The organism is Marinovum sp. 2_MG-2023 (genome assembly GCF_030548265.1).
Lineage (GTDB): Bacteria > Pseudomonadota > Alphaproteobacteria > Rhodobacterales > Rhodobacteraceae > Marinovum.
The window spans coordinates 449,777-474,587 of sequence record NZ_JAUOSD010000001.1 but is presented as its reverse complement, the minus strand read 5'-3'; the positions used below and the strand labels follow the sequence as shown (position 1 = coordinate 474,587).

Annotated in this window: 24 protein-coding genes; 14 read left to right on the top strand and 10 right to left on the bottom strand. The window is 60.4% G+C overall.

Annotated elements, in window-relative coordinates:
• Positions 1-5 precede the first annotated feature (5 nt).
• On the top strand, positions 6-575 hold the full coding sequence (locus tag Q4577_RS02375) for a TadE/TadG family type IV pilus assembly protein (protein ID WP_244691655.1): 570 nt from the start codon (positions 6-8) through the stop codon (positions 573-575).
• 76 nt (positions 576-651) lie between these two features.
• Here the strand turns inward: Q4577_RS02375 and Q4577_RS02370 are convergent, their stop codons facing one another.
• Positions 652-1,131: a hypothetical protein gene (locus Q4577_RS02370; protein ID WP_244691657.1), complete on the bottom strand. Its 480-nt coding sequence runs from the start codon at positions 1,129-1,131 to the stop codon at positions 652-654.
• Between the two features lie 178 nt (positions 1,132-1,309).
• Here Q4577_RS02370 and Q4577_RS02365 point away from each other — a divergent pair, with 178 nt between their 5' ends.
• Positions 1,310-2,221: a pirin family protein gene (locus tag Q4577_RS02365; protein WP_303466712.1), complete on the top strand. Its 912-nt coding sequence runs from the start codon at positions 1,310-1,312 to the stop codon at positions 2,219-2,221.
• 147 nt (positions 2,222-2,368) lie between these two features.
• Here Q4577_RS02365 and gndA read toward each other — a convergent pair whose 3' ends face one another.
• Positions 2,369-3,766, bottom strand: a complete 1,398-nt coding sequence (gene gndA / locus Q4577_RS02360) for an NADP-dependent phosphogluconate dehydrogenase (protein ID WP_303466714.1) — start codon at positions 3,764-3,766, stop codon at positions 2,369-2,371.
• A gap of 146 nt (positions 3,767-3,912) precedes the next feature.
• On the opposite strand from gndA, the gene Q4577_RS02355 reads away from it, so the two are divergent.
• Positions 3,913-4,371 carry an NUDIX hydrolase gene (locus Q4577_RS02355; protein WP_303466716.1) on the top strand — a complete coding sequence of 153 codons (459 nt, stop codon included), beginning with the start codon at positions 3,913-3,915 and terminating at the stop codon, positions 4,369-4,371.
• Positions 4,372-4,428: 57 nt separating this feature from the next.
• On the opposite strand, the gene argF is transcribed toward Q4577_RS02355, so the two are convergent.
• The 3 genes from argF to truA all read right to left on the bottom strand — a co-directional run bounded on the left by argF (position 4,429) and on the right by truA (position 7,572).
• Positions 4,429-5,355 carry an ornithine carbamoyltransferase gene (gene argF / locus Q4577_RS02350; RefSeq protein WP_303466718.1) on the bottom strand — a complete coding sequence of 309 codons (927 nt, stop codon included), beginning with the start codon at positions 5,353-5,355 and terminating at the stop codon, positions 4,429-4,431.
• A 76-nt stretch (positions 5,356-5,431) separates the two neighbouring features.
• Complete coding sequence (locus tag Q4577_RS02345; RefSeq protein WP_303466720.1) at positions 5,432-6,607, bottom strand: aspartate aminotransferase family protein; 1,176 nt, start codon at positions 6,605-6,607, stop codon at positions 5,432-5,434.
• Between the two features lie 197 nt (positions 6,608-6,804).
• On the bottom strand, positions 6,805-7,572 hold the full coding sequence (gene truA / locus Q4577_RS02340) for a tRNA pseudouridine(38-40) synthase TruA (protein ID WP_303466721.1): 768 nt from the start codon (positions 7,570-7,572) through the stop codon (positions 6,805-6,807).
• A 109-nt stretch (positions 7,573-7,681) separates the two neighbouring features.
• Between truA and Q4577_RS02335 the strand changes: the two genes are divergently transcribed.
• From Q4577_RS02335 to Q4577_RS02320, 4 genes are all read left to right on the top strand, one after another.
• Positions 7,682-9,097 (top strand): YcjX family protein, encoded by a 1,416-nt coding sequence (locus Q4577_RS02335; protein WP_303466722.1) that lies wholly within the window; start codon positions 7,682-7,684, stop codon positions 9,095-9,097.
• Entirely contained in the window at positions 9,094-9,540 is a 447-nt protein-coding gene (locus Q4577_RS02330) for a GNAT family N-acetyltransferase (RefSeq protein ID WP_303466723.1), read from the top strand. The genes Q4577_RS02335 and Q4577_RS02330 overlap by 4 nt, the downstream gene beginning before the upstream one ends.
• A complete protein-coding gene (locus tag Q4577_RS02325) occupies positions 9,537-10,529 on the top strand; it encodes a YcjF family protein (protein ID WP_303466724.1) in 993 nt (330 codons plus the stop codon). Before Q4577_RS02330 ends, Q4577_RS02325 begins: the two co-directional genes overlap by 4 nt.
• 66 nt (positions 10,530-10,595) lie before the next feature.
• Positions 10,596-11,735, top strand: a complete 1,140-nt coding sequence (locus Q4577_RS02320) for a glycosyltransferase (RefSeq protein ID WP_303466725.1) — start codon at positions 10,596-10,598, stop codon at positions 11,733-11,735.
• An 80-nt stretch (positions 11,736-11,815) separates the two neighbouring features.
• Here Q4577_RS02320 and Q4577_RS02315 read toward each other — a convergent pair whose 3' ends face one another.
• From Q4577_RS02315 to Q4577_RS02305, 3 genes are read right to left on the bottom strand one after another with little or no spacing between them, the layout of a single operon-like run.
• The gene (locus Q4577_RS02315) at positions 11,816-13,174 is read right to left on the bottom strand and encodes an MATE family efflux transporter (RefSeq protein WP_303466726.1); all 1,359 of its coding nucleotides are present in this window, start codon (positions 13,172-13,174) and stop codon (positions 11,816-11,818) included.
• Positions 13,175-13,218: 44 nt separating this feature from the next.
• Positions 13,219-13,725 carry a PaaI family thioesterase gene (locus Q4577_RS02310; protein ID WP_303466728.1) on the bottom strand — a complete coding sequence of 169 codons (507 nt, stop codon included), beginning with the start codon at positions 13,723-13,725 and terminating at the stop codon, positions 13,219-13,221.
• 25 nt (positions 13,726-13,750) lie between these two features.
• Positions 13,751-14,170, bottom strand: a complete 420-nt coding sequence (locus Q4577_RS02305; RefSeq protein WP_244691679.1) for a PaaI family thioesterase — start codon at positions 14,168-14,170, stop codon at positions 13,751-13,753.
• A 228-nt stretch (positions 14,171-14,398) separates the two neighbouring features.
• On the opposite strand from Q4577_RS02305, the gene Q4577_RS02300 reads away from it, so the two are divergent.
• The 7 genes from Q4577_RS02300 (at position 14,399) to Q4577_RS02270 (ending at position 21,857) form a co-directional block, all read left to right on the top strand.
• A complete protein-coding gene (locus Q4577_RS02300; protein WP_244691681.1) occupies positions 14,399-14,776 on the top strand; it encodes a MerR family DNA-binding transcriptional regulator in 378 nt (125 codons plus the stop codon).
• A gap of 186 nt (positions 14,777-14,962) precedes the next feature.
• Complete coding sequence (locus tag Q4577_RS02295) at positions 14,963-15,364, top strand: MerR family DNA-binding transcriptional regulator (RefSeq protein WP_244691683.1); 402 nt, start codon at positions 14,963-14,965, stop codon at positions 15,362-15,364.
• A 30-nt stretch (positions 15,365-15,394) separates the two neighbouring features.
• Positions 15,395-17,170: an acyl-CoA dehydrogenase C-terminal domain-containing protein gene (locus Q4577_RS02290; RefSeq protein WP_303466729.1), complete on the top strand. Its 1,776-nt coding sequence runs from the start codon at positions 15,395-15,397 to the stop codon at positions 17,168-17,170.
• A 43-nt stretch (positions 17,171-17,213) separates the two neighbouring features.
• Entirely contained in the window at positions 17,214-17,426 is a 213-nt protein-coding gene (locus tag Q4577_RS02285; RefSeq protein ID WP_244691688.1) for a hypothetical protein, read from the top strand.
• Between the two features lie 301 nt (positions 17,427-17,727).
• The gene (locus Q4577_RS02280; RefSeq protein WP_303466731.1) at positions 17,728-18,369 is read left to right on the top strand and encodes a glutathione S-transferase family protein; all 642 of its coding nucleotides are present in this window, start codon (positions 17,728-17,730) and stop codon (positions 18,367-18,369) included.
• A gap of 11 nt (positions 18,370-18,380) precedes the next feature.
• Entirely contained in the window at positions 18,381-19,592 is a 1,212-nt protein-coding gene (locus Q4577_RS02275) for an acetyl-CoA C-acetyltransferase (protein WP_244691692.1), read from the top strand.
• A gap of 75 nt (positions 19,593-19,667) precedes the next feature.
• Positions 19,668-21,857 (top strand): 3-hydroxyacyl-CoA dehydrogenase NAD-binding domain-containing protein, encoded by a 2,190-nt coding sequence (locus Q4577_RS02270; RefSeq protein ID WP_303466732.1) that lies wholly within the window; start codon positions 19,668-19,670, stop codon positions 21,855-21,857.
• Positions 21,858-21,917: 60 nt separating this feature from the next.
• On the opposite strand, the gene Q4577_RS02265 is transcribed toward Q4577_RS02270, so the two are convergent.
• The gene (locus Q4577_RS02265) at positions 21,918-22,583 is read right to left on the bottom strand and encodes an adenylate kinase (RefSeq protein ID WP_244691696.1); all 666 of its coding nucleotides are present in this window, start codon (positions 22,581-22,583) and stop codon (positions 21,918-21,920) included.
• Positions 22,584-22,606: 23 nt separating this feature from the next.
• Positions 22,607-24,538 carry an acetate--CoA ligase gene (gene acs / locus Q4577_RS02260; protein ID WP_303466733.1) on the bottom strand — a complete coding sequence of 644 codons (1,932 nt, stop codon included), beginning with the start codon at positions 24,536-24,538 and terminating at the stop codon, positions 22,607-22,609.
• Positions 24,539-24,811: the final 273 nt, after the last annotated feature.

Here is a 24,811-nt window from a genome sequence, read left to right as displayed (position 1 = left end):
CAGGTATGATCGTTAAAATTCTTAACAAACTCTCGCTTCATTTGCGCAAATTTGGCACGGATGCGCGCGGCGGCGTCAATGTCGAGGCCATGATATTCCTGCCGTTCCTGCTGGCGACCATCGTGGCCACAATGGCGTTCTACGATGCATTCCGCAAAGACAGCCTGGGCGACAAGGCGACCTTTACCATCAGCGACATGCTTTCGCGGGAAACCAACTATATCACCCCGGTTTATGTCGACAGCGCCAAGTCGCTGTTCACCTTTCTGACCGGGTCAAGTGACGCCGAAAGCACGCTGCGGGTTTCCGTGGTGTCCTACAACGGCCGCGACGATCGCTATGAAATCGAATGGAGCCAGGTGCGCGGCGCGCATGCCCAACCGTTGACCGACAGCGATCTGATCAACGCGCAAGCGATGCTGCCCGTGATGGTGAACGCCGAGCAGCTGATCGTTGTGGACAGCTTTCTGAACTACGAATGGCCGATTGACCTGGGATTTGAAGACCATGTGATGAATTCACGTGTCTTCACGCGCCCACGTTTTGCGCCTCAACTTGTCTGGTTGGGGAACTAACCCCCAATCTGCTCTCTTTCCAGACAGGAAGTGGCCAGCGGCAGGTCGGGCAGAAATGCCCGGCCTGTTTATGTGATTACAACCGCCCTGCGCGTTCGGACAGTTTCATGTTCATCATGTCGGCCATGAATTTCGAATGCGATGCTGCCGTCACGCCGCCGATTCCGATACGCCGCCCCATGATCCAATAGAGCCCCGGACGCCAGCGCCGCGCCTGTGGCGTCTTGGTGCGGATCATGAAACCGTTGGACGGTTTGAATGCCAGCATGCCGCGTTCGACCGCTTCGATATTGTCATATTCGGCAATCAACAGACCGTCGGAATCATACAGACCCGTGTCGGTCAAACTCAACACCAGCGATGTGGCGCGCTGCATCCGCATGGCGGCAAACATCGCGCCCGCAGCCAAGGCAATCAACAAAACCTGCCACAGCAGATTGGAAAAGGAATTGGCAAGCGCGAGGTACAGCAACAGCGCCCCAAGCGCGAACATCATCACCACGCCAATCACCCGACGCACCGCGGACGCCCGCAGTTCCGCAACAACCTCTGACATCATTCTCTCCCGACCGCTCTTTGGCTTCGCCCTATAGCCCGGATATCTTCCAGACGCGAGGGGGCCGATAACAGGCCAGCCTGTGAACTGGCGCACAGTGACAGTTCAGCGGAAGGATTTGCCGAAATGAATGCGCAGGTCTATCTTTATGCCAACCGCATGAGCAAAGGAGACAGACATGTCCCTCAGACCCACACTGGAGACCCGCAAAGCCGTTCCCACAACCGAAGGGGCCGGCGTGAAGCTGCACCGCGCTTTCGGATTTCAGGATCCATCCGAGCTGGATCCGTTCCTGTTGTTTGATGATTTTCGCGGCGATCGGCCAGAAGATTACACCGCCGGATTTCCCTGGCACCCCCATCGCGGGATTGAAACCATCACCTATGTGCTGAATGGCACGGTGGACCATGGCGACAGTCTTGGCAATTCCGGCACGCTTGGCGCCGGGTCGGTACAATGGATGACCGCCGGGTCGGGCATCCTGCATCAGGAAATGCCAAAGGGGAACGCCAAAGGCCAGATGCATGGCTTTCAGCTTTGGGCCAACCTGCCCTCTTCGCTGAAGATGACCGCGCCGCGCTATCAGGACATCCAAGGCTCCGACATCCCCGAAGTGGTGGATGACGATGGCACACGCGTCAAGGTGATCACCGGCGCCTTCTGGGGCCAGCGTGGCCCGGTGGATGGCATTGCCGCCGATCCACAGTACCTTGACATAACCGTGCCGGCCGGGGTGAAAAAGACGTTCAGGATCGACACCTATCGCCGGGCATTTGCCTATGTGTTTGACGGGGCTGGCGCGTTTGCCGATGCCTCTGGTCCCACGGGCGTGTTGCTGGAAAAGGAAGTCGCAGGTCAGGAAGTGAACATTCGCGACCTGTCCGGCAACCGCACGCTGATCCGGTTTGGCACCGGGGATGAGGTCACGGTGCAGGCTGGCCCCGAAGGCATCCGGTTCCTGCTGATTTCAGGCGCGCCGATCCAGGAACCTGTGGCCTGGCACGGGCCCATCGTCATGAACACGCGCGAAGAACTGATGCAGGCATTTGCAGAATTGCGCAACGACACCTTTATCAAACCGGCCCATTAAACGTTTGCGGGGCGCCCCTGTATCGGACGCCCCGCAACACTTTTCTGTTTCTGCCAGAAGTCACAGGCAGAAGTCATGGGCAGAGGCCACAGGCAGAGGTCACGGGCCGCGCACAATGCTCCGCCCCGTTCCGCCTGTCGAAACACCTTAGCGCGTCCAGCTGCCATGGTGGGCACCGTCGGAATCAAACCGCGCAAAGCCATGATGGCCAAAGAAATCGCGCTGGGCCTGAATCATCGCCGCAGAGCCGCGCGCCTGACGCATAGCATCATACCAGGTCAAGGCCGCCGACATCACCGGCAGCGGGTATCCCGCCGCAACGGCGGCCCCGACCACCCGTCGCAGCGCCGGAAGTGTCTCTGCCAGACGGTCGCGCATCGCCGGGGCCAACATTAATGTTTGCTCCGGCACCGCATCCGCATAGGCCTCGGAAATCACATCCAGAAGCGCCGACCGAATGATACAGCCCGCCCGCCAGATCCGGGCAATTTGCCCCATGTCCAGATCCCAGCCATATTCATCCGACCCGGCCTGCATGACATCAAACCCCTGGGAATGGCCCAGAATACGGGTGGCAAGCAGCGCTTTTTCAAGATCGTCATCCGACAGCGGGGCAAGCGCGCTCGGCCCGTCGAACAGATCCGCAGCCGCCGCGCGACGGCTCCGCTGCGCGGACCAGATACGCGCGCCCACCGCCGCTTCGATGGTGTTGGCCGATTGCCCAAGTTTCAGCGCCTCGATCACCGTCCAACGACCGGTGCCTTTTTGGCCGGCGCTGTCGACAATCACATCCACCATCGGTTGCCCGGTCTGGTCATCGGTCGAGGCCAGCGTCTTGGCGGTGATTTCGGTCAGAAAGCTTTGCAGCGGGCCTTCGTTCCATGTGGCAAAACGTGCGGCAATGGCCGCAGGGTCCTGTCCCGCGCCAAAACGCAGCAGGCCGTACACCTCTGCAATCGCCTGCATGTCGGCATATTCAATGCCATTGTGGACCATTTTCACGAAATGCCCCGCCCCGTCCGGCCCGAGATGCGCAACACAGGGCGCGCCCTCGAATTTGGCTGCAATCGCTTCGGCGACGGGCTGCAACAGACCCCAGCTATGCACGGTGCCACCGACCATCATCGACGGGCCGACGCGCGCGCCTTCTTCGCCGCCGGACACGCCCATGCCAACAAAATGCAGATCATGTTCCGCCAGCCGTTGGGACCGCGCCCGCGTCGCGTGGAAATCGGCATTGCCTGCGTCAATCACCGTGTCCCCCGCCGACAACAAGGGAATGACATGATCCATCATGTCGTCCATCGGTCCGGTTGACGGTATCATGAACAAAATGGTGCGCGGGCACGGCAATGCCTCGATCATCGCCTCAAGACTGTCATACCCCGCGATGCGGTCCGCCAATTGCCCGGCCTCGGCCAGAAATTCGGGCACCGCCGCAGCAGAGCGGTTCGAGACCGCGATCTGAATGCCTTTGTCCGCCATATTCAACGCCAGGGCGCTGCCCATGGTGCCAAGCCCGTAAATGCCGATCTGGGACGTCATGTCGGTTTCCTATACTCTGTTGATGTCGGCCAAAATCAATCAAATTTCCCGAAAGCACCACCCATTATCGCAACGGTCTGGATTTCCAGGGCAGAAACGTATATACCTTGGAGATACAAGAGACGTAATGAACGAGCAAATTGTGTATGACGAGTGTAATTCAGGCCGGAGATCCAAAGAGGTCGCCTGCTATTCCTGATCGAGAAAACCAACACCAGATCGCAGCGCTATGTTTGCGCGGCTCTGGCAAGAAGCGCCGTGTCTTGTTGATCACCAGCCGCGATACCGGACGTTGGGTGCTGCCCAAAGGCTGGCCGATCGAGGGGCTGGACGGCCCCGGCACCGCAGCGCAAGAGGCCTGGGAAGAGGCCGGTGTCAAACCGGTCAAAGTGAAAAAACGGCCCGTCGGCAGTTTTCAGTACCTCAAACGCATGTCAGCGGATCTTGCGGTGATTGTGCAGACCCAAGTCTACAAAATCCGGGTGGCCAGCCTTGCCGAGACATTTCCCGAAGCCGGGGAACGGATCCGCAAATGGGTCACCCCCGACAAAGCCGCCATGATGGTCGAGGAACCGGGCCTGCGCGAAATTCTGCGCAACCTCTAAGCCAAAGTGCCCGCCGCGATGCGCCCGGCGGCGGGCAAAGAGCGTTTGTTGCGGGGCTCAGACGCCCAAACACCAGCGCATGACGGCTTTTTGCGCGTGCAGGCGGTTTTCGGCCTCGTCAAACACCACCGAATTCGGGCCATCCATGATTTCAGAGGTCGCCTCTTCTTCGCGATGGGCCGGCAGGCAATGCATGAACAGGGCATCCGGTTTGGCCTGCCGCATCAGATCCGCATTCACCTGATAAGGCCGCAGCATGTTGTGACGGCGTTCCTTCGACGATTGGCTGTCATGCATCGACACCCAGGTGTCGGTCACGATCAGATCGGCGCCGGCCACCGCACGATAGGGATCACGCTCGATGGTTACGCTGACCCCCTGCTGGCGGGCGAGACCGACAAATTCAGCCTCCGGGTCAAGCTGCGCCGGGCCGGTAAAGACCATGTCAAACCCGAACTGCCCCGCCGCATGCAGGAAAGAGGCACAGACGTTGTTGCCATCGCCGGTCCAGACGACTTTTTTCCCTTTGATCGGTCCGCGATGTTCCTCGAACGTCAGGATGTCGGCCATGATCTGGCAAGGATGTGTGCGATCGGTCAGCCCGTTGATCACCGGCACATCCGCATATTCCGCCATTTCCATCAGCACCGATTCGTCAAAGGTGCGGATCATGATCAGATCAACATAACGTGACAGCACCCGCGCGGTATCCGCGATGGTTTCACCATGGCCCAGCTGCATGTCATTGCCCGACAGCACCATGGTTTCCCCGCCCATCTGGCGCACACCGACATCAAAGCTGACACGGGTCCGGGTCGATGGTTTTTCAAAAATCAACGCCACCATATGACCGGCCAGCGGTTGCGTGTCATCCGCCGCGCCGCACGGGCGCCCCTGGCGGGCGTCTTTCATCGCTCTGGCGTTGGTGATGATCGAACGCAGCTCGTCCGCATCGGTTTTGTGAATATCGAGGAAATGCTTCATGGTGTTTCGCTTTTGATTAATGTCGGAATTGGGGGCCAGCCCCCAAACCCCCGGGATATTTTCAAACAGAAGAAGGTCAGGAGGCTTTCAACGCGGTGGCCGCGCTGTCGAGCCGCGAAATCGCTTGGGCGATGTCGTCTTCGGTGATGTTGAGGGGCGGTAGCAGGCGCACGACATTGTCTGCGGCAGGCACGGTGATGACCTCAGACGCATAACCCGCCGCCACGACATCACCCGCAGGCACAACGCATTTCAAACCCAGCATCAGCCCCTGCCCGCGCACCCCGGAAAACACCGTTGGATGACTGGCCACCAGCGCCTCGAGCTTTTGCCGCAGCAAACTGGCCTTGCGGTTGACGCCATCGAGGAAATCGGGATCGGTGACATGGTCCATCACAACGCCGCCCACGGCACAGGCCAGCGGGTTACCCCCGTAGGTGGAGCCATGGGTGCCAGCCACCATGCCATTTGCGGCCTGTTCTGTTGCCAGCACAGCGCCAAGCGGGAAGCCGCCGCCGATGCCCTTGGCCACCATCATGATGTCCGGTGTCACACCGGCCCATTCATGGGCAAACAACCGCCCGCTGCGCCCGATGCCGCATTGCACTTCGTCAAAAATCAGCAGGATACCATGCGCATCGCACAGCGCCCGCAGCTCTTGCAGGAAGCTGTCAGAGGCCACGCGAATGCCGCCTTCGCCCTGAATGGGTTCGATCATGATGGCACAGGTCGTGTCGGTGATTGCCGATTTCACCGCATCCAGGTCGTCCCACGCCAGATGGACAAACCCGGGCAGGACCGGGCCGAAGCCCTTGATCATCTTTTCCGAGCCAGAGGCGGCAATCGCCGCAGAAGACCGGCCATGGAAACAGCCGTCAAAGGTCAGGATATCGACCCGCTGTGCGGCGCCGTTTTCATAATGGTGCTTGCGCGCCATTTTGACCGCCAGTTCACAGGCCTCTGTGCCGGAATTGGTGAAAAACACCGTATCGGCAAAACTGGCATCGACCAGCTTCTGCGCCAGCGCCTCTTGCTGGGGAATTTCATAGAGGTTGGAGACATGCCAAAGCGCATTGGCCTGTTCGGTCAGGGCCGACACCAGCGCGGGATGGGCATGGCCCAGTACATTGACCGCAATACCGGAGCCAAGGTCGAGAAATCGGCGGCCGTCCTCTTCGATCAGCCAGCTGCCTTCGCCTTTGACGAAATGCAATTTTGCCCGATTGTAGGTCGGCAGAACGGAAGCGATCATGGAGGTATCCTCTGAAAGAAGCCCGATTGGTGCCAAGGGCACGCGGTCAAGTCAAGTTGTGATGGGAGATAACAGGCAAGCATATCCGCGCCCAAGGGCGCGAAGCGGAAGAGATCAGATATCTCGTCGGATGTGCTGCATGGCTGTCATGGCGGGTTTCATAGGGCCAATGCCCCCGCACGGCAAGGGGTTTTCCGTCAGGTAAACGGATCTTCGGGGTAGGACACCCCAACCAGGTAAAGCCCCTGCGGCGGGCACACCGGACCACAGGCGGCGCGATCACGCGCCAGCAATGCGGTGCGCACCTGATCCGGCGACCATGACCCGGACCCGACCCGTTCGAGCGAGCCGACGAAGCTGCGCACCTGATTGTGCAGAAAGGAGCGCGCCGCGAGATGGAAATGGAATTCGGAACCCGCCGCGGTTTCGACCTTGGCAATATCCAGACGATCCAGGGTTTTGACCGGTGATTCTGCCTGACAGATCGACGAACGGAAGGTGGTGAAATCATGTTTGCCTATCAAATGCGCCGCACCGGCCTGCATCGCGGCAAGATCCAGCGAATTTTTGACCTGCCAGACCTGCCCGGCCTCCATCGTGGCGGGCGCACGGCGCGACAACAGGCGAAAGAAATAGCGCCGTTCGCGGGCTGAAAACCGGGCGTGCCAATCATCCTCCACCCGGGCGCAATCCCGGATCGCCACCGCCACCTTGCGCAGATGATAGTTCAAGGCTTCGGACAGGCGAAACGGATCCCAATCGCGTTGCAGATCGCAATGGGCCACCTGGCTGCGGGCATGAACCCCGGCATCGGTGCGCCCGGCGGCGGCAATGGTATGTGCGCCCGGCTCCAGCTGGGCCAGCGCCGTTTCAATTGCGCCTTGCACCGACGGCAGGTTGGTCTGGCGCTGCCAGCCGACAAAACCGGCACCGTTATATTCAACTTTCAAGGCATATCTGGGCATGTCTGCGCCTTACCCCGACGCGCCGATGGGAACAATCCCCCAAAGCCCCCTCTGGTAACGCGCGGCGCGGATGCCTATCCTTTGGCCAAGTGATTTGCGAGGGACGGATTTGATCATCAACACACTTGCCGACGGCGTATTGCGCAGCGTCGAGGCCGTGACAGATACGGTCAATTCTACCCTGTTCGAGCCGGTGATACGGCTTGGGGTGACGGGGCTTGCGCGGTCCGGCAAGACCGTATTCATCACTTCACTGGTGGCCAATCTGATGGACCGGGGTCGCATGTCCGGTGTGGTGGCAGCCTCTGAGGGGCGGGTGCTGGCGGCCTATCTGCAACCGCAGCCCGACAATACCGTGCCGCGATTTGACTATGAAACCCACCTCGGGGATCTGACATCCCGCAGCCCGAAATGGCCCGACAGCACCCGCGCGGTCAGCGAATTGCGCCTGTCGCTCAAGGTTCAGCCCGGCGGTTTTCTGGCCGGGCTGCAAGGGCCGCGGGTGATCCACCTCGACATTGTCGACTATCCCGGCGAATGGCTGTTGGATCTGGCCTTGCTCGACAAAAGCTTTGCGGAATGGTCGATTGAGACCCTGGAGAGGATCAAGGACCGGCCGGTCGCTGCTGATTTCATGGCGCTGTCGCTTGGCACCGATGGCGCGGACATGATGGCAGAACCTGCGGCAAAGGCGCTGGCCCAAGCGTTTACAAGCTATTTGAACGCGGCGCGCGAAGCGGGGTTTTATGACTGCACGCCGGGGCGGTTCATCCTGCCCGGCGATCTGGCGGGGGCGCCGGTGCTGACCTTTGCGCCGCTGGCCAAACCCGACAGCCCGCCCCGCCGGTCGTTATGGCGGGAAATGGAACGGCGGTATGAGGCCTATAAACGCGAGGTGGTGAAACCGTTCTTTCGCGATCATTTCGCCCGGATTGACCGGCAGGTGGTGCTGGTGGATGCGCTGGGCGCGATCAACAAAGGCCCGCAGGCGGTCGAGGATATGCGCCATGCCATGGCGGACATCCTGTCGGCCTTTCGCCCCGGTCGCAATGATTTCCTGACCCGGCTGTTGATGGGCAAACGGGTGGAACGCATTCTGTTTGCCGCGACCAAGGCCGACCATCTGCACCACGGCCAACATGCGCGCCTGACCGCAATCATGGAGGCGCTGACGCGTGACGCGCGCGACCGGGCGCGCTTTGCCGGGGCAGAGACGGCGGCGATGTCCATCGCGGCGCTGCGTGCCACCACCGAACAGACGCTGGAGCATCAGGGCCAGAGCCTTGATTGTGTGCGGGGCATCCTGTTGGACAGCGGCAAACAGGCCGCGCTGTACCCCGGTGAGCTGCCCGAAGATCCCAATGCATTGCTGGGCCCGGCCCGCGACGGGGCGACGCGGTGGCTTGACGGCGACTATCAATCCATGCGCTTTGCCCCGGCACCACTGACCCTGAAACCCGGCGACGGCCCGCCGCACATCCGGCTGGACCGGGCGGCGCAATTCCTGATTGGGGACAAGTTATGAATTTGAAAATACGCCCGGCCCGCAGCACCGACGCCGGCAAGATCGGCGAGATCATGACCGAAGGCAATGCCGCGCCCGACTGGAAGCCGCATTTGCATTCTGCGGCCCAGGACATCGCCTTTTGCGGGCGGATGATCGACCGGGGCTGGGTGCGGGTCGCGGAAAACAACGACGGGCGCATTGTCGGCTTCATTGCCCGCGACGGCGAAGAGATTAACACGCTGTATGTCCGCGCAACCGCCCAAGGCAGAGGCGTCGGCAAGCAGCTTCTGCGCGAAGCGATGCGTGATGCAACACGGCTTGAGCTCTGGACCTTCCAGCTCAATACCGGGGCACGCCGGTTCTATGAGCGCGAGGGATTTGTCGCGGTCAAGGAAACCGATGGCGCCAACAATCAGGAACAGCTGCCCGATGTCCGCTTTGTCTGGGAGCGCCCGAAATGAGCCGTAAACCCGTCCTGATCGAATTGGAAGACGACGCCCCCTCGCCCGCCGAGGCACCACCAGTGCCGGAGCTTGGCCCCCCGACGCCACAGGGACAGGCGATGCAGACTGCTGCTGTGCTGGCGGCGCGACGTGGTTCGCGGCTGGCGCGCTGGTTCTGGGGATTGCTGGTTGCGGTGATCGGGGCGGCGGTGTCGGTGGCGGCCTGGGATTTTGCCACTGCGATGATTGCACGCCAGCCGATTTTGGGCTGGGCGATTACCGGGGTCATCGGCCTGTTGGTCTTTGTGATGCTGCTGATCGCGATCAAGGAACTTGCGGCCTTTGGCCGCTTGCGGCGGGTCGATCGGTTTCGCCGCGCCGCCGATGATGCTTTGGCCGACAGTGACCTGAAGGCGGCACGCAAGCTGGCGCAGGATCTGATCGGGTTTTATGCCGGGCGCGAAGACACCCGCTGGGGCCGCGAAAAGCTCAAGGATGGCATGGCCGATTCCTTTGATGCCGAGGCGATGCTGGCGGAGGTCGAATTGGATCTTCTGGCCCCATTGGATGCCGCCGCCCGACGAGAGGTCGAGGCCGCCGCACGTCAGGTGGCCACAGTGACGGCCATCGTGCCGCTGGCGCTGGCCGATGTGGCGACCGCGCTGACCGCCAACCTGCGGATGATCCGCCGCATTGCCGAAATCTATGGCGGGCGGTCCGGCACATTGGGCAGCTGGCGGCTGACCCGCGCGGTCATGGCGCATCTGGTGGCCACCGGAGCTGTGGCGGTGGGCGATGACATGCTGGAACCACTGCTCGGCGGGTCGCTGCTGGGCAAACTATCGCGCCGGTTCGGAGAGGGCATGGTCAATGGTGCCTTGACCGCCCGCGTGGGCGTCGCCACGATGGATGTCTGTCGCCCGGTGCCCTTCCTGCGCAGCTCGCGGCCTTCGGTGCGGGGCATTATTCAAAGCGCCCTGGGTGGATTGTTCAAAAGCGGCAAATGATGCCGCTGCTTGCCCCGACACAGGGCTGCTGCTAGGCCAAAGCCACAAGTTACGGGACAACAGATCATGCGCACCTGCATCGTGACCGGGGAATACCATTTGCCCGGAGAGACATTCATCAACCGCCATATTCAGCATATTTTTGGCGGGGCGGCGGCGGTGGTCTGTGGGCGCTATCACGGCGAAAACCCCTTTGATGTGGCCTATTTCAACCGGCGTGGTCGCGACATGCCGATGGTGGACCGGGTGGCGATGCCGTTTGTCATGGCCGCCAATCGGATGATCCATGGCACCGGGCGCCTGCCCTTTGGCCAGGCGAAACGCGACTTGGCGGACTTTTTGCGGGCCGAGCGCATTGAGGTCATTCTGGCGGAATTCGGCACCCAGGCGCTGGCGATTGCGCCGCTGGCCAATGCGCTGGGCATCCCCTGTTTCAGCTATTTTCGCGGCACTGATGCCTCCAAGGCGTTGAACCAGGGCAATGTCCCGGGCGCCTATGCCAAGATGATGCCGCGTCTGGCGGGGGTGTTTTCGGTGTCGCAATTCCTGCTCGACAATCTGGCGGCACGTGATGTGCGCCACGAAAACGCCCATGTGATCCCTTCTGGTGTGGATGTGCGGCGGTTTCAGCCGGCTGCAAAAGCGCCGCTGTCCTGTCTGGCCGTGGGACGGATGGTCGAAAAGAAAGCGCCGCTGGTGACCCTGCGGGCGTTTCTGTTGGCGGCAAAGGCCAATGCGGGCGCGCATCTGGATTTCATTGGCGACGGCCCGCTCCTCGCGCCCGCAAGGGCGCTTGTCGCGGCGGCAGGGGCCGAGGATCAGGTGACATTCCACGGCGCACAACCCCATGATGTGGTGCGCGCGAAACTGGCCACGACCGAGTTCTTTTTGCAGCATTCGATCACCGCCGAGGATGGCAACACCGAAGGTCTGCCCACCGCCATTCAGGAGGCCATGGCCTCTGGCTGTTTGACCGTCTCGACCCGCCACGCCGGCATTCCGGAGGCGGTGGATGAGGGCGAGACCGGTTGGTTGGTCGATGAACATGACGAAGCCGGATTTGCCGCCGCGATAGCCGCGGCATTTCAGGCGCCGGATCGGTCAGGGATGGCAATGGCCGCGCGGGCGGTGGCCGAAGCGCGGTTTGACAACCAACAGCTGTTGCAGAAGCTGGAGCGGATCATCCGCGAGACCCTGGCGGGCTGATCCTCTGGCTTGGGGGCGCTGCCCCCGTCCCGCTGGGACTCCCCCGGGATATTTTTCAACAGAAGAAGGACCGGGTTTGGCTAGCTGGTGCGCGCCTCTGACAGGGCCGCTTTTTCCAGCGCCGGATAGCGCAGCAACAGGGTGACACCACGCGCCACAAAAGAGATATGCAGCGACAGCCAGAGCCCGGCATAGCCCATCACCGGCATCAATGTGAACACTGCCGCGAAATAGATTGCGGTCGAAATGGCCATCATGTTGCGCATGTCCGCCGACCGGGTTGCACCGATGAAGATCCCGTCGAGCATCCAGGAGGCCACGCCGGTCAGCGGCGCAAGCACCATCCAGGGCAGAAAGGCGATGGCCGTGTCCCGCACGCCGGGATCCTTGGCCATGAGGTGGATGATATCGGGGCCGAAGACCCAGAAAATCGCCATCAGGATCACCACCAGGATCGCCCCCCAAAACCCGGTCAGGAGGCAGGCACGCCGCAGTTGTGCCACCGCGCCGGCCCCGAAGGCCCGCCCGACCAATGCCTCGGCCGCGAAGGCAAACCCGTCCAGCGCATAGCCGGTCACCGAGACAAATTGCAAAAGCACCTGATTGGCAGCCAATGTGACATCCCCGAACCGCCCGCCAAACAGCAGAAAGCTGACGAAGATCGCCTGCAGCATCAGCGATCTGATTAGGATATCGGTATTGACCACAGCCATGCGGCGCAGGCGATGGCGGTCGAACACCCGCGCCCAGTCGCGCCAGGACGGGTGGCGGAAGGCGGATCGGCACAGCCACAGCCCCATCACAAACCCGCTCCATTCGGCGATGAATGTCGCGATCGCAACCCCGTTCACCCCCCAGTCGAAGCCCAGCACAAACAGCAGGTCGAGGCCGATGTTCACTCCGTTCATCCAAAGTTGCAGCACCAGCACCGCACGGGCGCGTTCCTTGGCAATCAGCCAGCCGGTGACGCCATATAGGGCGATTGCCGCCGGGGCCGACCAGATGCGGATCTGCATATAGCCACGCGCCAGGCCCTCGACCTCGGCCGAGGCCGGCGACAGCACAAAAGCGGCACGATAGATCAGCGGTTGCAGCAGAATGATCAGCACCCCGCCGGCCAGTCCGATCATCAGCGCCCGGGTCAACAGCGCGGCCACCTCGGGGGCTTGTCCCTGCCCTTCGGCCTGGGCGGTCAACCCGGTTGTGCCCATGCGCAGAAAACCGAACACCCAATAGATGGCCGACAGAATGATTGCCCCCACCCCCACAGCGGCAATTGGTTCCGCCTGCGGGATCTGGCCCACCACACCGGTGTCCACCACGCCAAGGATGGGCACGGTCACCGTGGCCAGCATGATCGGCAGGGCGATTTTCAGCACACGTTGGTGGCTTAGCGCGGGGGGCTCCTCCGCGCGGGCCGCCGGGGTTTGAGCTGACATCTCGGACCTTTCACAATCAGGGGATCGGACGCGGGTGTGTCGCGTCAATCGCGGCGGGGCATCAGGAAATGCCCGGTCGCCTGGGCATGGGGGCGGCTGTGGTTGTCCTGCCACCCCACAACATGCACCGAAGCATAGCGCCGCCCCGACCGGGTGATGCTGGCACGGGCATAGCTGTCGCGCGGCAAACCAGAGCGCAGGAAATCCACGGTGAAATCAATTGTCTTCGGCGGACGTGGCAGATCACCGGTCTGTAGTTCCTGTAATGGCAGAGCGCCGCTTTCGACCTCTTCCCAGAGAAAAGACCAGCTGAGACTGATGATCGACGTCACTTCCAGAAATGCCGCTGTAACCCCGCCATGCAGGGCCGGCAGACGTGGGTTGCCAATCAGCTTGTCCGCAAACGGCAGGATCGCTGTCAGCTCATCCCCGCGGCGGTCGAATTTGATGCCCAGATACTGCGCATAGGGCACGCCATTGGCCAGGGCATGCAAGGCAGCATCGCGGCGTTGCTTCACCTGCTGCAGCGGTTCATGGCGGTTCTGATGCATCCGGTGTGCCCTCTTGCAGCCCAATTCAGGATCCTACGGTAAACGCCCCGGTGGCGGTGGCAACCGGTCGTTCAAGGTCAGCGTCAAAAGCCTGGGCGCGCACAAAGGCGACCGACCGGGTCAGTTGATGGCATTCGGCACGGGCCGTGATGGTCTGGCCCGGTGTGGCGGCCCGCATGTAATCGATGCGCAGGTCAAGTGTCGCCGTCGCCCCGGGGCAGTCAGGATGGGTCATGACAGCCGCGCCGCAGCAGGTGTCCATCAACGCCGAAACCGCGCCGCCATGAATGACGCCGGTCTTGGGATCGCCGACAAAACGGGAATCATATGGCATGGTAATTTCCGCAGTGCCGTCGCCGATATCGGTCACGGCCATCGCCAATTCCCGCGCGTGCGGTATGGCCTGAATGAAATCACGGGCAATTTTGAATTTGTCCTGGGCCATGAATGCGTCCTTGGTGAATGGCTATGTTATGCGCTGGCGGCATCCAGGGTTGCAAGGCACCTGCCACATTGCAACGGTTCAGAGCATTGCGTACCCTATGTGAGCAGCGGCCGGTTCGTGGATCAGTTTTCGACCATGACCGCTGCCGGGTGAGTTTGATCCTTGCCTGATTCCGAAACGGCGAAGGCGTGGACCCGGATTACCCGGACGGATCGAAATGAGGACAAGATGAGCGACAGCAAGCTGAGTTTCAAAGACATGTGTGCCAAGTTCGACGTCACACCACGCACCCTGCGGTATTATGAATATATCGAGCTGCTGGCACCGGAGCGTCAGGGGCGATCACGGTTTTATGGCGCCCGCGAAGTGGCCCGGATGGAACTGGTCATGCGCGGGCGTCGGTTCGGCTTCTCGCTCGAGGAATGTCGCCAATGGTTGCAGATCTATGACCGCGACGGCACCGAAACCCAGATGCAGGTATTCCTTGGCATGGCGGATCGGCAATTGATTGCCCTGGCCGAGCAACAGCAACAGCTGGACGAAGCCGTGCGCGAATTAAAAGAGCTACGCGCGCAAACCGCGGCGCGTTTGGCTCAGTCGGACTGACCTTTTTCGCCGCTCAAACTGCACGCGCGGCAAACTAAAATTTCACACTTGCAGCTTGACGCGCATTGATCTTACGTCAACCTGAATGTGACGTAGCGTTTGAGTTACGTCACCTGTTTTTCCCATTGTAGAGATAGGGAACGATTAATTACTCAGCCGGGATGACAAACGATCTCAGGTGTAGTGATGAATGAAACAACAATGACGATCCGTGAAATGTGTGATGCATTTGATGTGACCCCGCGGACCCTAAGGTTTTATGAAGCAAAGGAGCTGCTTTTTCCAATTCGTGACGGATTGAAACGGCTGTTTACCCGCCGCGACCGTGCCCGGTTGAAACTGATTCTGCGCGGCAAACGGTTTGGTTTCTCACTCGAAGAAATCCGCCAGCTGCTCGATCTGTATGACGTTGGTGACCAACAGAACACGCAATTGCTGAAGACCTATGAAGTGGCCAGCGCCCGGTTGGCCGAACTTGAAAAACAACGCGCCGAACTCGACGCGAATATCGCCGATCTGAAGGGCCAGTTAAAATGGGCCGAAAAGATGATCGGTTCCATGTCTGTCCAGAACAAGGCGGCGGAGTAACCGCCAGCCAGAATTCCAAGGGAGCCCCCGATGCCCAGCTACACACCGCCCACCAAGGATCTGCAATTTGTCCTGCATGAGGTGCTGAATGCATCAACTCAGGATGTGCCAGGCTACGAAGATCTGGACGCCGAATTCACCGGGGCCGTCTTGGAAGAAGCGGGCAAAATCGCCCGCGACGTGCTTGCCCCGCTGAACGTGGTTGGGGATACCGAAGGCTGTGTGTTGGAAAATGGCGTCGTGCGCACGCCAAAAGGGTTCAAAGCTGCTTTCGATCAGATGCGCAACGGCGGCTGGACCGCCTTGGATTGCGACCCGGAATACGGCGGTCAGGGCCTGCCCTATCTGGTGCAAACCGCAGTGGGCGAAATGCTGACCTCGGCCAATATGGCGTTTCAGATGTATCCCGGCCTGACGCATGGGGCCTATTCCGCGATCCATGCCCATGGCACCGACGCGCAAAAGGCGATGTATCTGCCAAAGATGGTCACCTGTGACTGGACCGGCACCATGAACCTGACCGAACCGCATTGCGGCACCGATCTGGGCCTGATGCGCACCAAGGCAGAGCCGCAGGATGATGGCAGCTACGCGATCACCGGGCAAAAGATCTTTATCTCGGCTGGCGATCATGACCTGTCGGACAATGTGATCCATCTGGTGCTGGCGAAAATCCCCGGCGGCCCCGAAGGCATCAAAGGCGTGTCACTGTTCATCGTGCCTAAATTCATGGTGAACGAGGATGGCAGCCTTGGCGACCGCAACGGCGTGTCAGTTGGCAAGATCGAAGAGAAAATGGGCATCCACGGCAATTCCACCTGTGTGATGGATTACGACAATGCGCGCGGCTTCCTTCTGGGGACCGAACACAAAGGCATGCGCGCCATGTTCACCATGATGAACGAAGCCCGGATCGCCGTCGGCCTGCAAGGGTTGGGTCAGGCGGTTGTCGCCTATGACAATGCGCTGGCCTATGCCAAGGACCGGCTTCAGGGCCGTGCCGTGACAGGCACCGAAAACCCCAATGGTCCCGCCGATCCGCTGATCGTGCACCCCGATATTCGCCGCAACCTGATGGACCAGAAAAGCTTTGTCGAAGGCGCGCGAGCCTTTGGTCTGTGGGGGGCGAACCTGATCGACCAGGCACATCGCAAAGAAGACGCCGCCGCCGAAGGGCTGGTATCGCTTCTGACGCCGGTGATCAAAGGCTTCCTGACCGACAAGGGCTTTGACGGCACAATTGCCGCGCAGCAGGTCTATGGCGGTCATGGCTATATCGAGGAATGGGGCATGTCGCAGTTTGCCCGCGACGCCCGGATTGCGATGATCTACGAAGGCGCGAACGGCGTGCAGGCGCTTGATCTTGTTGGCCGCAAGCTAGCCGCCGACGGTGGCAAACATGTGATGGCCTTCTTCGAAATGGTCAAAACCTTCTGCAAGGAAAACGGCGAAGTCGACGGCATGTCGGATTTCGTCACACCGCTGAAAGCCGCGTCCAAGGATCTTCAGGCGGCGGGCATGTATTTCATGCAGAACGGCATGAAGAACCCGAACGAAGCCTTGGCCGGTTCTTATGACTTCATGCATCTGTTTGGCCATGTTTGCCTGGGGCTGATGTGGGGCCGGATGGCCAAGGCCTCGCTGGATGCGCTGGCCAATGGTGCGTCAGACAGCGCCTTCTATCAGGCGAAGCTGACCACCGGGCGGTATTACATGGCACGGCAACTGCCGATGACCGCAACGCATCTTGCGCGCATCCAAAGCGGCGCGGCCCCGGTGATGGAACTGGCAGCCGAGCAATTCTAAGGCCAGAGTGGGTCCAACCCAACTGTGCACAAGGAGACGCAGAATGCCAAAACGCTTTCGCCTGACCCGCCGCTTCAACGCCGCAATGACCGAAGACGGCTATCGCCGTTTACGTCGATTTGCGGACAACGCCGGGTTGGACGAAGGCGAGGCGCTGTCCTTTGTGTTCGAACATTTCGACAGCATCACCGATGACGAGGCGCTGACCCACCGGCTGCGTCTGTTCAATTCGGAACTGGACGCGCGAAAAAGATGATCGGACATGCCACCCGCCACATTCAGGTTCCCCCTGCGGCGGAGGCCAGCGCATTTGCGTATTTGAAAAGAGAAGAAGATGCGCAGAGCGATCCACCCCCATGTCCGGCCCGGTCGTATGACGGACCAACGGCGGGACACAGGGGCTTCTCCTCTTGCGGTCATCGGCTCGCCAGCCTGTACCGCAGCTATGACGCTAGCGAGTTAACCTTAATGGTGTGTTACCGGGCGCCTGGCCCTTCTTCTCTTTCCAAATACGCAAATTCCAGACCCGCAACAGGCGGCTCACAGGAGGTTTTTTCATGACTATGCAACTCTATTGCTTCGGTGAATCCGGAAATGCCTATAAGGCCGCGCTGGCGCTGCAACTCAGCGGGCTGAAATGGGAACCCGTCTATGTGGATTTCTTCAACGGCGCCGCACGAAGCGAGGATTATCGCACAACATTGAACGAAATGGGCGAAGTGCCGGTTTTGGTGGACGGTGACACCCGCCTGACCCAATCCGGCGTGATCCAGATGTATGTGACCGAGAAGACCGGAAAATTCGGCGGCACAACTGCCGAGGAATCGCGCGAAATCATGCGTTGGGTGTTCTGGGACAATCACAAGTTTTCAAGCCAGGCAGGCGTCACCCGGTTTCTGATGAATTTCCTGCCGCAGGACCGCCGCCCCGGTCCGGTGATCGACTTTTTTCAGGGCCGGTTGAAAGCCGCTTATGGCGTGCTCGAGTCCCATTTGCAGGCGCGCGACTGGATTGTCGGCGACGGCCTCACCAACGCCGATCTCAGCTGTTGCAGCTATCTCTATTACCCAGAGCCATTTGGTTTTGACCGGGCAGACTGGCCGAATATCGACGCTTGGTTGACCCGGATTTCCGAAACACCGGGATGGAAACATCCCTATGACCTGATGCCCGGCTCGCCAGCCGACCGGGCGAAATGAGGAGGACAGGCATGACCGACGCCTATATTTACGACGCAATCCGCACCCCGCGCGGCAAGGGCCGCAAAGACGGCTCCCTGCATGAGGTGACCAGCCTGCGGCTGTCGTCGCAGGTGCTGAACGCGGTCAAGGACCGTAATGGACTAGAAGGCCATGCGGTCGAAGACGTGATCTGGGGCAATGTCACCCAGGTCGGCGAACAGGGCGGTTGTCTTGCGCGGTCCGCTGTTCTGGCCTCTGATCTGGACGAACGTATTCCGGGGCTGGCGATCAACCGGTTCTGTGCCTCGGGCATGGAGGCGGTCAACCTGGCCGCCAATCAGGTGCGCGGCGGGGCCGGATCGGCCTATATCGCGGGTGGCGTTGAAATGATGGGCCGTGTGGCCATGGGCAGTGACGGTGCCGCAATTGCCGTCGACCCCAGCCTGGCGATGGAGAGCTATTTTGTCCCGCAGGGCATTTCAGCCGACATCATTGCCACCGAATACGGATTCTCCCGTGACGACGCGGATCGGTTGGCCGTGGCCAGCCAGGAACGCGCCGCCGCAGCCTGGGCCGACAAACGGTTCGACAAATCGCTGATCACCGTGCGCGACATCAACGGGCTCGCCATTCTGGATCATGATGAATACATGCGCCCCGGCACCGATATGCAAAGCCTCGGCGCGTTGAAACCCGCCTTCAAGGACATGGGCGAGGTCATGCCCGGTTTCGACAAGGTCGCCCTGATGAAATACCCGCATCTGGAGCGGATCAACCACATCCACCATGCCGGCAATTCCAGTGGCATCGTCGATGGCGCCGCCGCCGTCCTGATCGGCAACAAGGCATTTGGCGAGGCCAATGGATTGAAACCGCGTGCGCGCATCCGCGCCACGGCCAAGATCGGCACAGATCCCACCATCATGCTGACCGGCCCGGTGCCGGTGACGCAAAAGATCCTGGCAGACAACGGCATGGCCATTTCCGACATCGACCTGTTCGAGGTCAACGAAGCCTTTGCCAGCGTCGTGTTGCGTTTCATGCAGGCGTTTGATGTCGATCATGACAAGGTCAATGTGAACGGCGGCTCTATCGCCATGGGGCACCCGCTGGGCGCGACCGGCGCGATCATCATCGGCACCCTGCTGGATGAGCTGGAGCGCAGCGGCAAAGGCGTCGGCCTTGCCACGCTTTGCATCGCCTCCGGCATGGGCGCGGCCACGATCATCGAACGGGTCTGATCCGCGACGACGCCAACAATCGAGACATCCGCCGGAAACGGCAGGACCAGGAATATCTGTGACAGGAGTTACAAGATGAGTGATTTCACCATGACCACGGGCGACGACGGCGTCGCCACGATCACATGGGATGTGGCCGACAAAAGCATGAACGTGCTGTCGCTGGAAGGTTTGGCCGAACTTGACAGCCATATCGAGGCCGCGCTGGGCGATGATGCAATCAAAGGGGTGATCATCACCTCGGCCAAAGCCGATTTTGCCGGCGGCATGGATCTGAACGTGATTGCCAAGATGAAGGAAAGCGCGGGCGACGATCCGGCGCGCGGGCTTTTTGACGGGATCATGCAGATGCATGGTTTGTTGCGCAAAATCGAACGGGCCGGCATGGATGCCAAGACCAACAAGGGCGGCAAACCGATTGCCGCCGCCCTGCCCGGCACTGCGCTGGGCATCGGGCTGGAAATCCCGCTGGCCTGCCACCGGATCTTTGCCGCCGACAATCCCAAGGCCAAGATCGGCCTGCCGGAAATCATGGTTGGCATCTTTCCCGGTGCCGGCGGCACCACCCGGCTGGTGCGCAAGATGGGGGCGATGGCGGCCTCGCCCTTCCTGCTGGAGGGCAAGCTGTCGGACCCGAAAAAGGCCAAGATGGCCGGGATCATTGACGAAGTCGCCGAAGACCCGGTTGCGGCGGCACGCGAGTGGATCTTGTCGGGACCAAAGATCGTCAAACCCTGGGACGAAAAAGGGTATAAAATCCCCGGTGGCGCGCCCTATCATCCGGCGGGTTTCATGACGTTTGTGGGTGCATCCGCGATGGTCAACGGCAAGACCAAGGGCGTCTATCCGGCGGCCAAGGCATTGCTTTCGGCAGTCTATGAAGGCGCATTGGTGCCGTTTGACACCGCGTTGAAAATCGAAGCCCGCTGGTTCACCAATGTGCTGATGAATCCGTCTTCCAGTGCAATGATCCGGTCGCTGTTCATCAACAAGGAAGCGCTGGAAAAAGGCGCAAACCGCCCCGAGGCACCCGACCAACGGGTGAAGAAGGTTGGTGTTCTGGGGGCCGGCATGATGGGGGCCGGTATCACATTGGTCTCGGCCCTAGCGGGGATCGAGGTTGTGTTGATCGACCAGAAACAGGAAGCGGCGGACAAGGGCAAAGCCTATGCCGCCGATTACATGGATCAGGGCATCAAGCGTAAAAAGGCGACCGAAGAGAAAAAGACCGCCCTGTTGGGTCTGATCGAGGCGACAACGGATTACGCGGCGCTGGCCGATTGTGATCTGATCATAGAGGCCGTGTTCGAAGACCCCAAGATCAAAGCCGAAGTGACGGCCGCGGTCGAAGCGGTTGTTGGCGCGGATTGCATCTTTGCCTCCAATACCTCGACCCTGCCGATCACCGAACTGGCCAAGGCCAGCAAACGGCCCGAGCAGTTCATCGGCATTCACTTCTTCTCGCCGGTCGAGAAAATGATGCTGGTCGAGATCATCAAAGGCAAGGCAACCGGTGATCGCGCGGTGGCCAAGGCGCTGGATTACGTGCGCCAGATCCGCAAGACGCCGATCGTGGTCAATGATGCGCGCTTCTTCTATGCCAACCGCTGCATCATTCCCTACATCAACGAAGGCCTGCGCATGGTGGCCGAAGGGGTTGCCCCGGCGTTGATCGAAAATGCCGCCAAAATGGTGGGGATGCCGCTGGGACCGTTGCAATTGGTCGACGAAACCTCGGTCGATCTGGGCGCAAAGATCGCCCGCGCGACCAAGGCGGCGATGGGCGATGCCTATCCCGATGGCGCGGTGGACGAGGTGATCTTCTGGATGGAGGCGCAGGGCCGGTTGGGTCGCAAGACCGCTGCGGGCTTCTATGACTATGATGAAAAGGGCAAGCGCACCGGCCTCAGCGAAGCCGTCAAAGCGCAATACCCGGCATCCGATGACCAGCCCGACCTGATCGAGGTGCAGCATCGTCTGCTGTTCGCACAGGTGCTGGAGGCGGTGCGCGCGCTGGAAGAAGGCGTGCTTGAGGACATCCGCGAAGGCGACGTGGGTGCGATCCTTGGCTGGGGCTTTGCGCCCTGGTCCGGCGGCCCGTTCAGCTGGCTCGACATGTTGGGCGCGCCTTATGCGGCAGACCGCTGTGACCAACTGACCGCGACGTATGGCGACCGGTTTGCCTGTCCTGATCTGCTGCGCGACATGGCGGCAAAAAATCAGGACTTCTACACCCGGTTCGCCAAGGCCCAAACCGCCGCATAAAAAAGCCGGCCAGTGGAAGCGCTCCACTGGCCGACCGCTGTTTACCGGGCAATTTCCAACCTACTTTACGTTGGTCACAATCGCCCCAAGCTCTGCCGCGACATCACCAATCTGACCCATGGCATCCACGCGCTGCAACACGCCTTTGCCTTGGTAATAGTCGATCAGCGGGGCGGTTTGCGCGTGATAAGCCTCTAGCCGCGAGGCGACGGTTTCCGCATTGTCATCGGCGCGGCGTTTGAAATCGCTGCCGCCGCAATTGTCACAGACATCCGCCACCGCAAGAGGTTTGAAACTGTCGTGATACCCTTCACCGCAACTGGCACAGGTAAACCGCCCGGAAATCCGGGTGACCATGGCGGCATCTTCGACATCCAGTGAGATCGCGGCATTGATGCCGGTGCCAGTCTCGCTCAGCAGTGTATCCAGCGCCTCGGCCTGCACAATTGTGCGCGGGAACCCGTCGAGGATCACACCCTTGGCGGTGTCCCCCTCGGCCAGACGATCGCGCAGGATGGCAATCACGATCTCGTCCGAAACAAGGCCGCCGGCCTCCATCACGGCTTTGGCGGATTTGCCGGCCTCGGTGCCCGCAGCCACCGCAGCCCGCAGCAGATCACCGGTCGAAAGCTGGGCAAGGCCGAACTTCTCTTCCAGCATCCGGGCCTGGGTGCCTTTGCCTGCGCCGGGCGGCCCAAGCAGAATGAGGATGACGTCGGGAGTCATTCGGGGTGTTCCATCCATCACGTTCAGGCCCTGTTCATGCGGTTTTCAATCAGATCATCCACCACCGACGGATCGGCCAGTGTCGATGTATCGCCCAGCGCGCCAAAATCGTTTTCGGCGATTTTGCGCAGGATACGGCGCATGATCTTGCCCGAGCGGGTTTTTGGCAGGCCGGGGGCCCATTGCACCAGATCGGGGCTGGCAATCGGGCCGATTTCTGTGCGGACCCAGGTCCGCAGCTCTTTCATCAGCTCGTCTGACGGCTCAATCCCGTTCATCAGGGTGACATAGCAATAAATGCCCTGCCCCTTGATCGCATGCGGATAGCCAACCACCGCGGCCTCGGCCACCTTGGCATGGGCGACAAGCGCGCTTTCAACTTCGGCGGTGCCCATCCGGTGGCCGGACACGTTGATCACATCATCAACCCGACCCGTGATCCAATAATCCCCATCTTCGTCGCGACGGCAGCCATCACCAGAGAAATAATAGCCTTTGTAATCGCTGAAATAAGTCTTCTCGAAACGCTCATGATCGCCCCAGACGGTGCGCATCTGTGCAGGCCAGCTGTCGGCGATGACCAACACGCCCTCGACACCATTGCCTTCGATCACCTCGCCGGTTGTCGGCTCCAGCACCAGGGGCTTCACCCCAAAGAAAGGCCGCTGGGCCGATCCGGGCTTCAACTCATGCGCGCCGGGCAGCGGCGTCATCATGTGGCCGCCGGTTTCGGTCTGCCACCATGTATCGACGATCGGGCAATTGCCCTTGCCGACCACATCATTGTACCAATTCCAGGCTTCGGGATTGATCGGCTCGCCCACGGTGCCCAGCAGGGTCAGCGACGACAGATCGCATTTTTCAACAAACTCCGGCCCCTGCCCCATCAGCGCGCGAATGGCGGTGGGGGCGGTGTAGAACTGGTTCACCTTGTGCTTTTCACAGACCTGCCAGAAACGCGACGCATCCGGGTAGGTTGGCACGCCTTCAAACATCAGCGTGGTCGCACCATTGGCCAGCGGGCCATAGACGATATAGCTGTGACCGGTGACCCAGCCGACATCGGCCGTACACCAATAAACATCGCCGTCGTGATAATCGAACGTGATTTCATGCGTCATCGCCGCATAGACCAGATAGCCGCCGGAACAATGCACCACGCCCTTTGGCTGGCCGGTGGAGCCAGAGGTATAAAGCACGAACAGCGGATCTTCTGCATTCACCTCAACCGGGGCAAAGGTGCTGTCCGCCTCTGCTGACAGCGCATTGTAATCATAGTCACGCCCATCGACCCAGGTGGTCTGGCCGCCGGTGCGTTTGACCACCAGACATTTGACCGTGTCCTTGGTGTGCAACAGCGCCTTGTCAGCGTTCGATTTCAGTGCGGTCTTGCGTCCACCGCGCGGGGCCTCGTCCGCGGTGATCAGAACCTTGGCATCACAGCCATTGATCCGCGCGCCCAGCGCATCGGGCGAAAACCCGGCAAAGACGATGGAATGAATCGCGCCAATCCGCGCACAGGCCAGCATGGCATAAGCCGCTTCGGGGATCATCGGCAGATAGATCACCACCCGGTCGCCCTTGGTCACGCCCATATCCGTCAGGACATTGGCCATCTTGCAGGTTTTGTCGTGCAATTCCTGATAGGTGATGTGCTGGGCGGCCTCGCCTGGATCATCCGGTTCAAAAATGATCGCAGTCTGCGCGCCACGTGTCGCCAGATGCCGGTCAATGCAATTGGCCGATACGTTCAGCGTGCCGTCGTGATACCATTTGATGCGGATATCACCGGGGGCAAAGCTGACATCCTTGATCTGGGTATAAGGTTTGATCCAGTCAATGCGCTTGCCCTGTTCGGCCCAGAATGCATCGGGATCGGCGATGGATGCGGCATACATTTCGTCATATTTCGCGGCATCGACATGGTACTGGCGTGCGGAATCAGTGTTGGGCATATGCTCCCCCCTCGTATTTTCAGGATCCGGGGCGATCAATGGCTCCTCCATCTGCTCCGGACATCCTCGTTGGCGCGAGTTTACAGAGGAATGCGGGAATTGCCTCTAGGTCACGGCAACCAGAGACTTTTTCTGTAAATAAATCCACAATACCATCTGAAAACCTGTAAAGTTTCGAACAACCTACGCCTGTATTTCATCCTTATGTCAAACGGTTACAAGTTCATTTGCAGAGCAGGCCGCGCTGTAAACTTTCGGTGATCAGCGTGACTT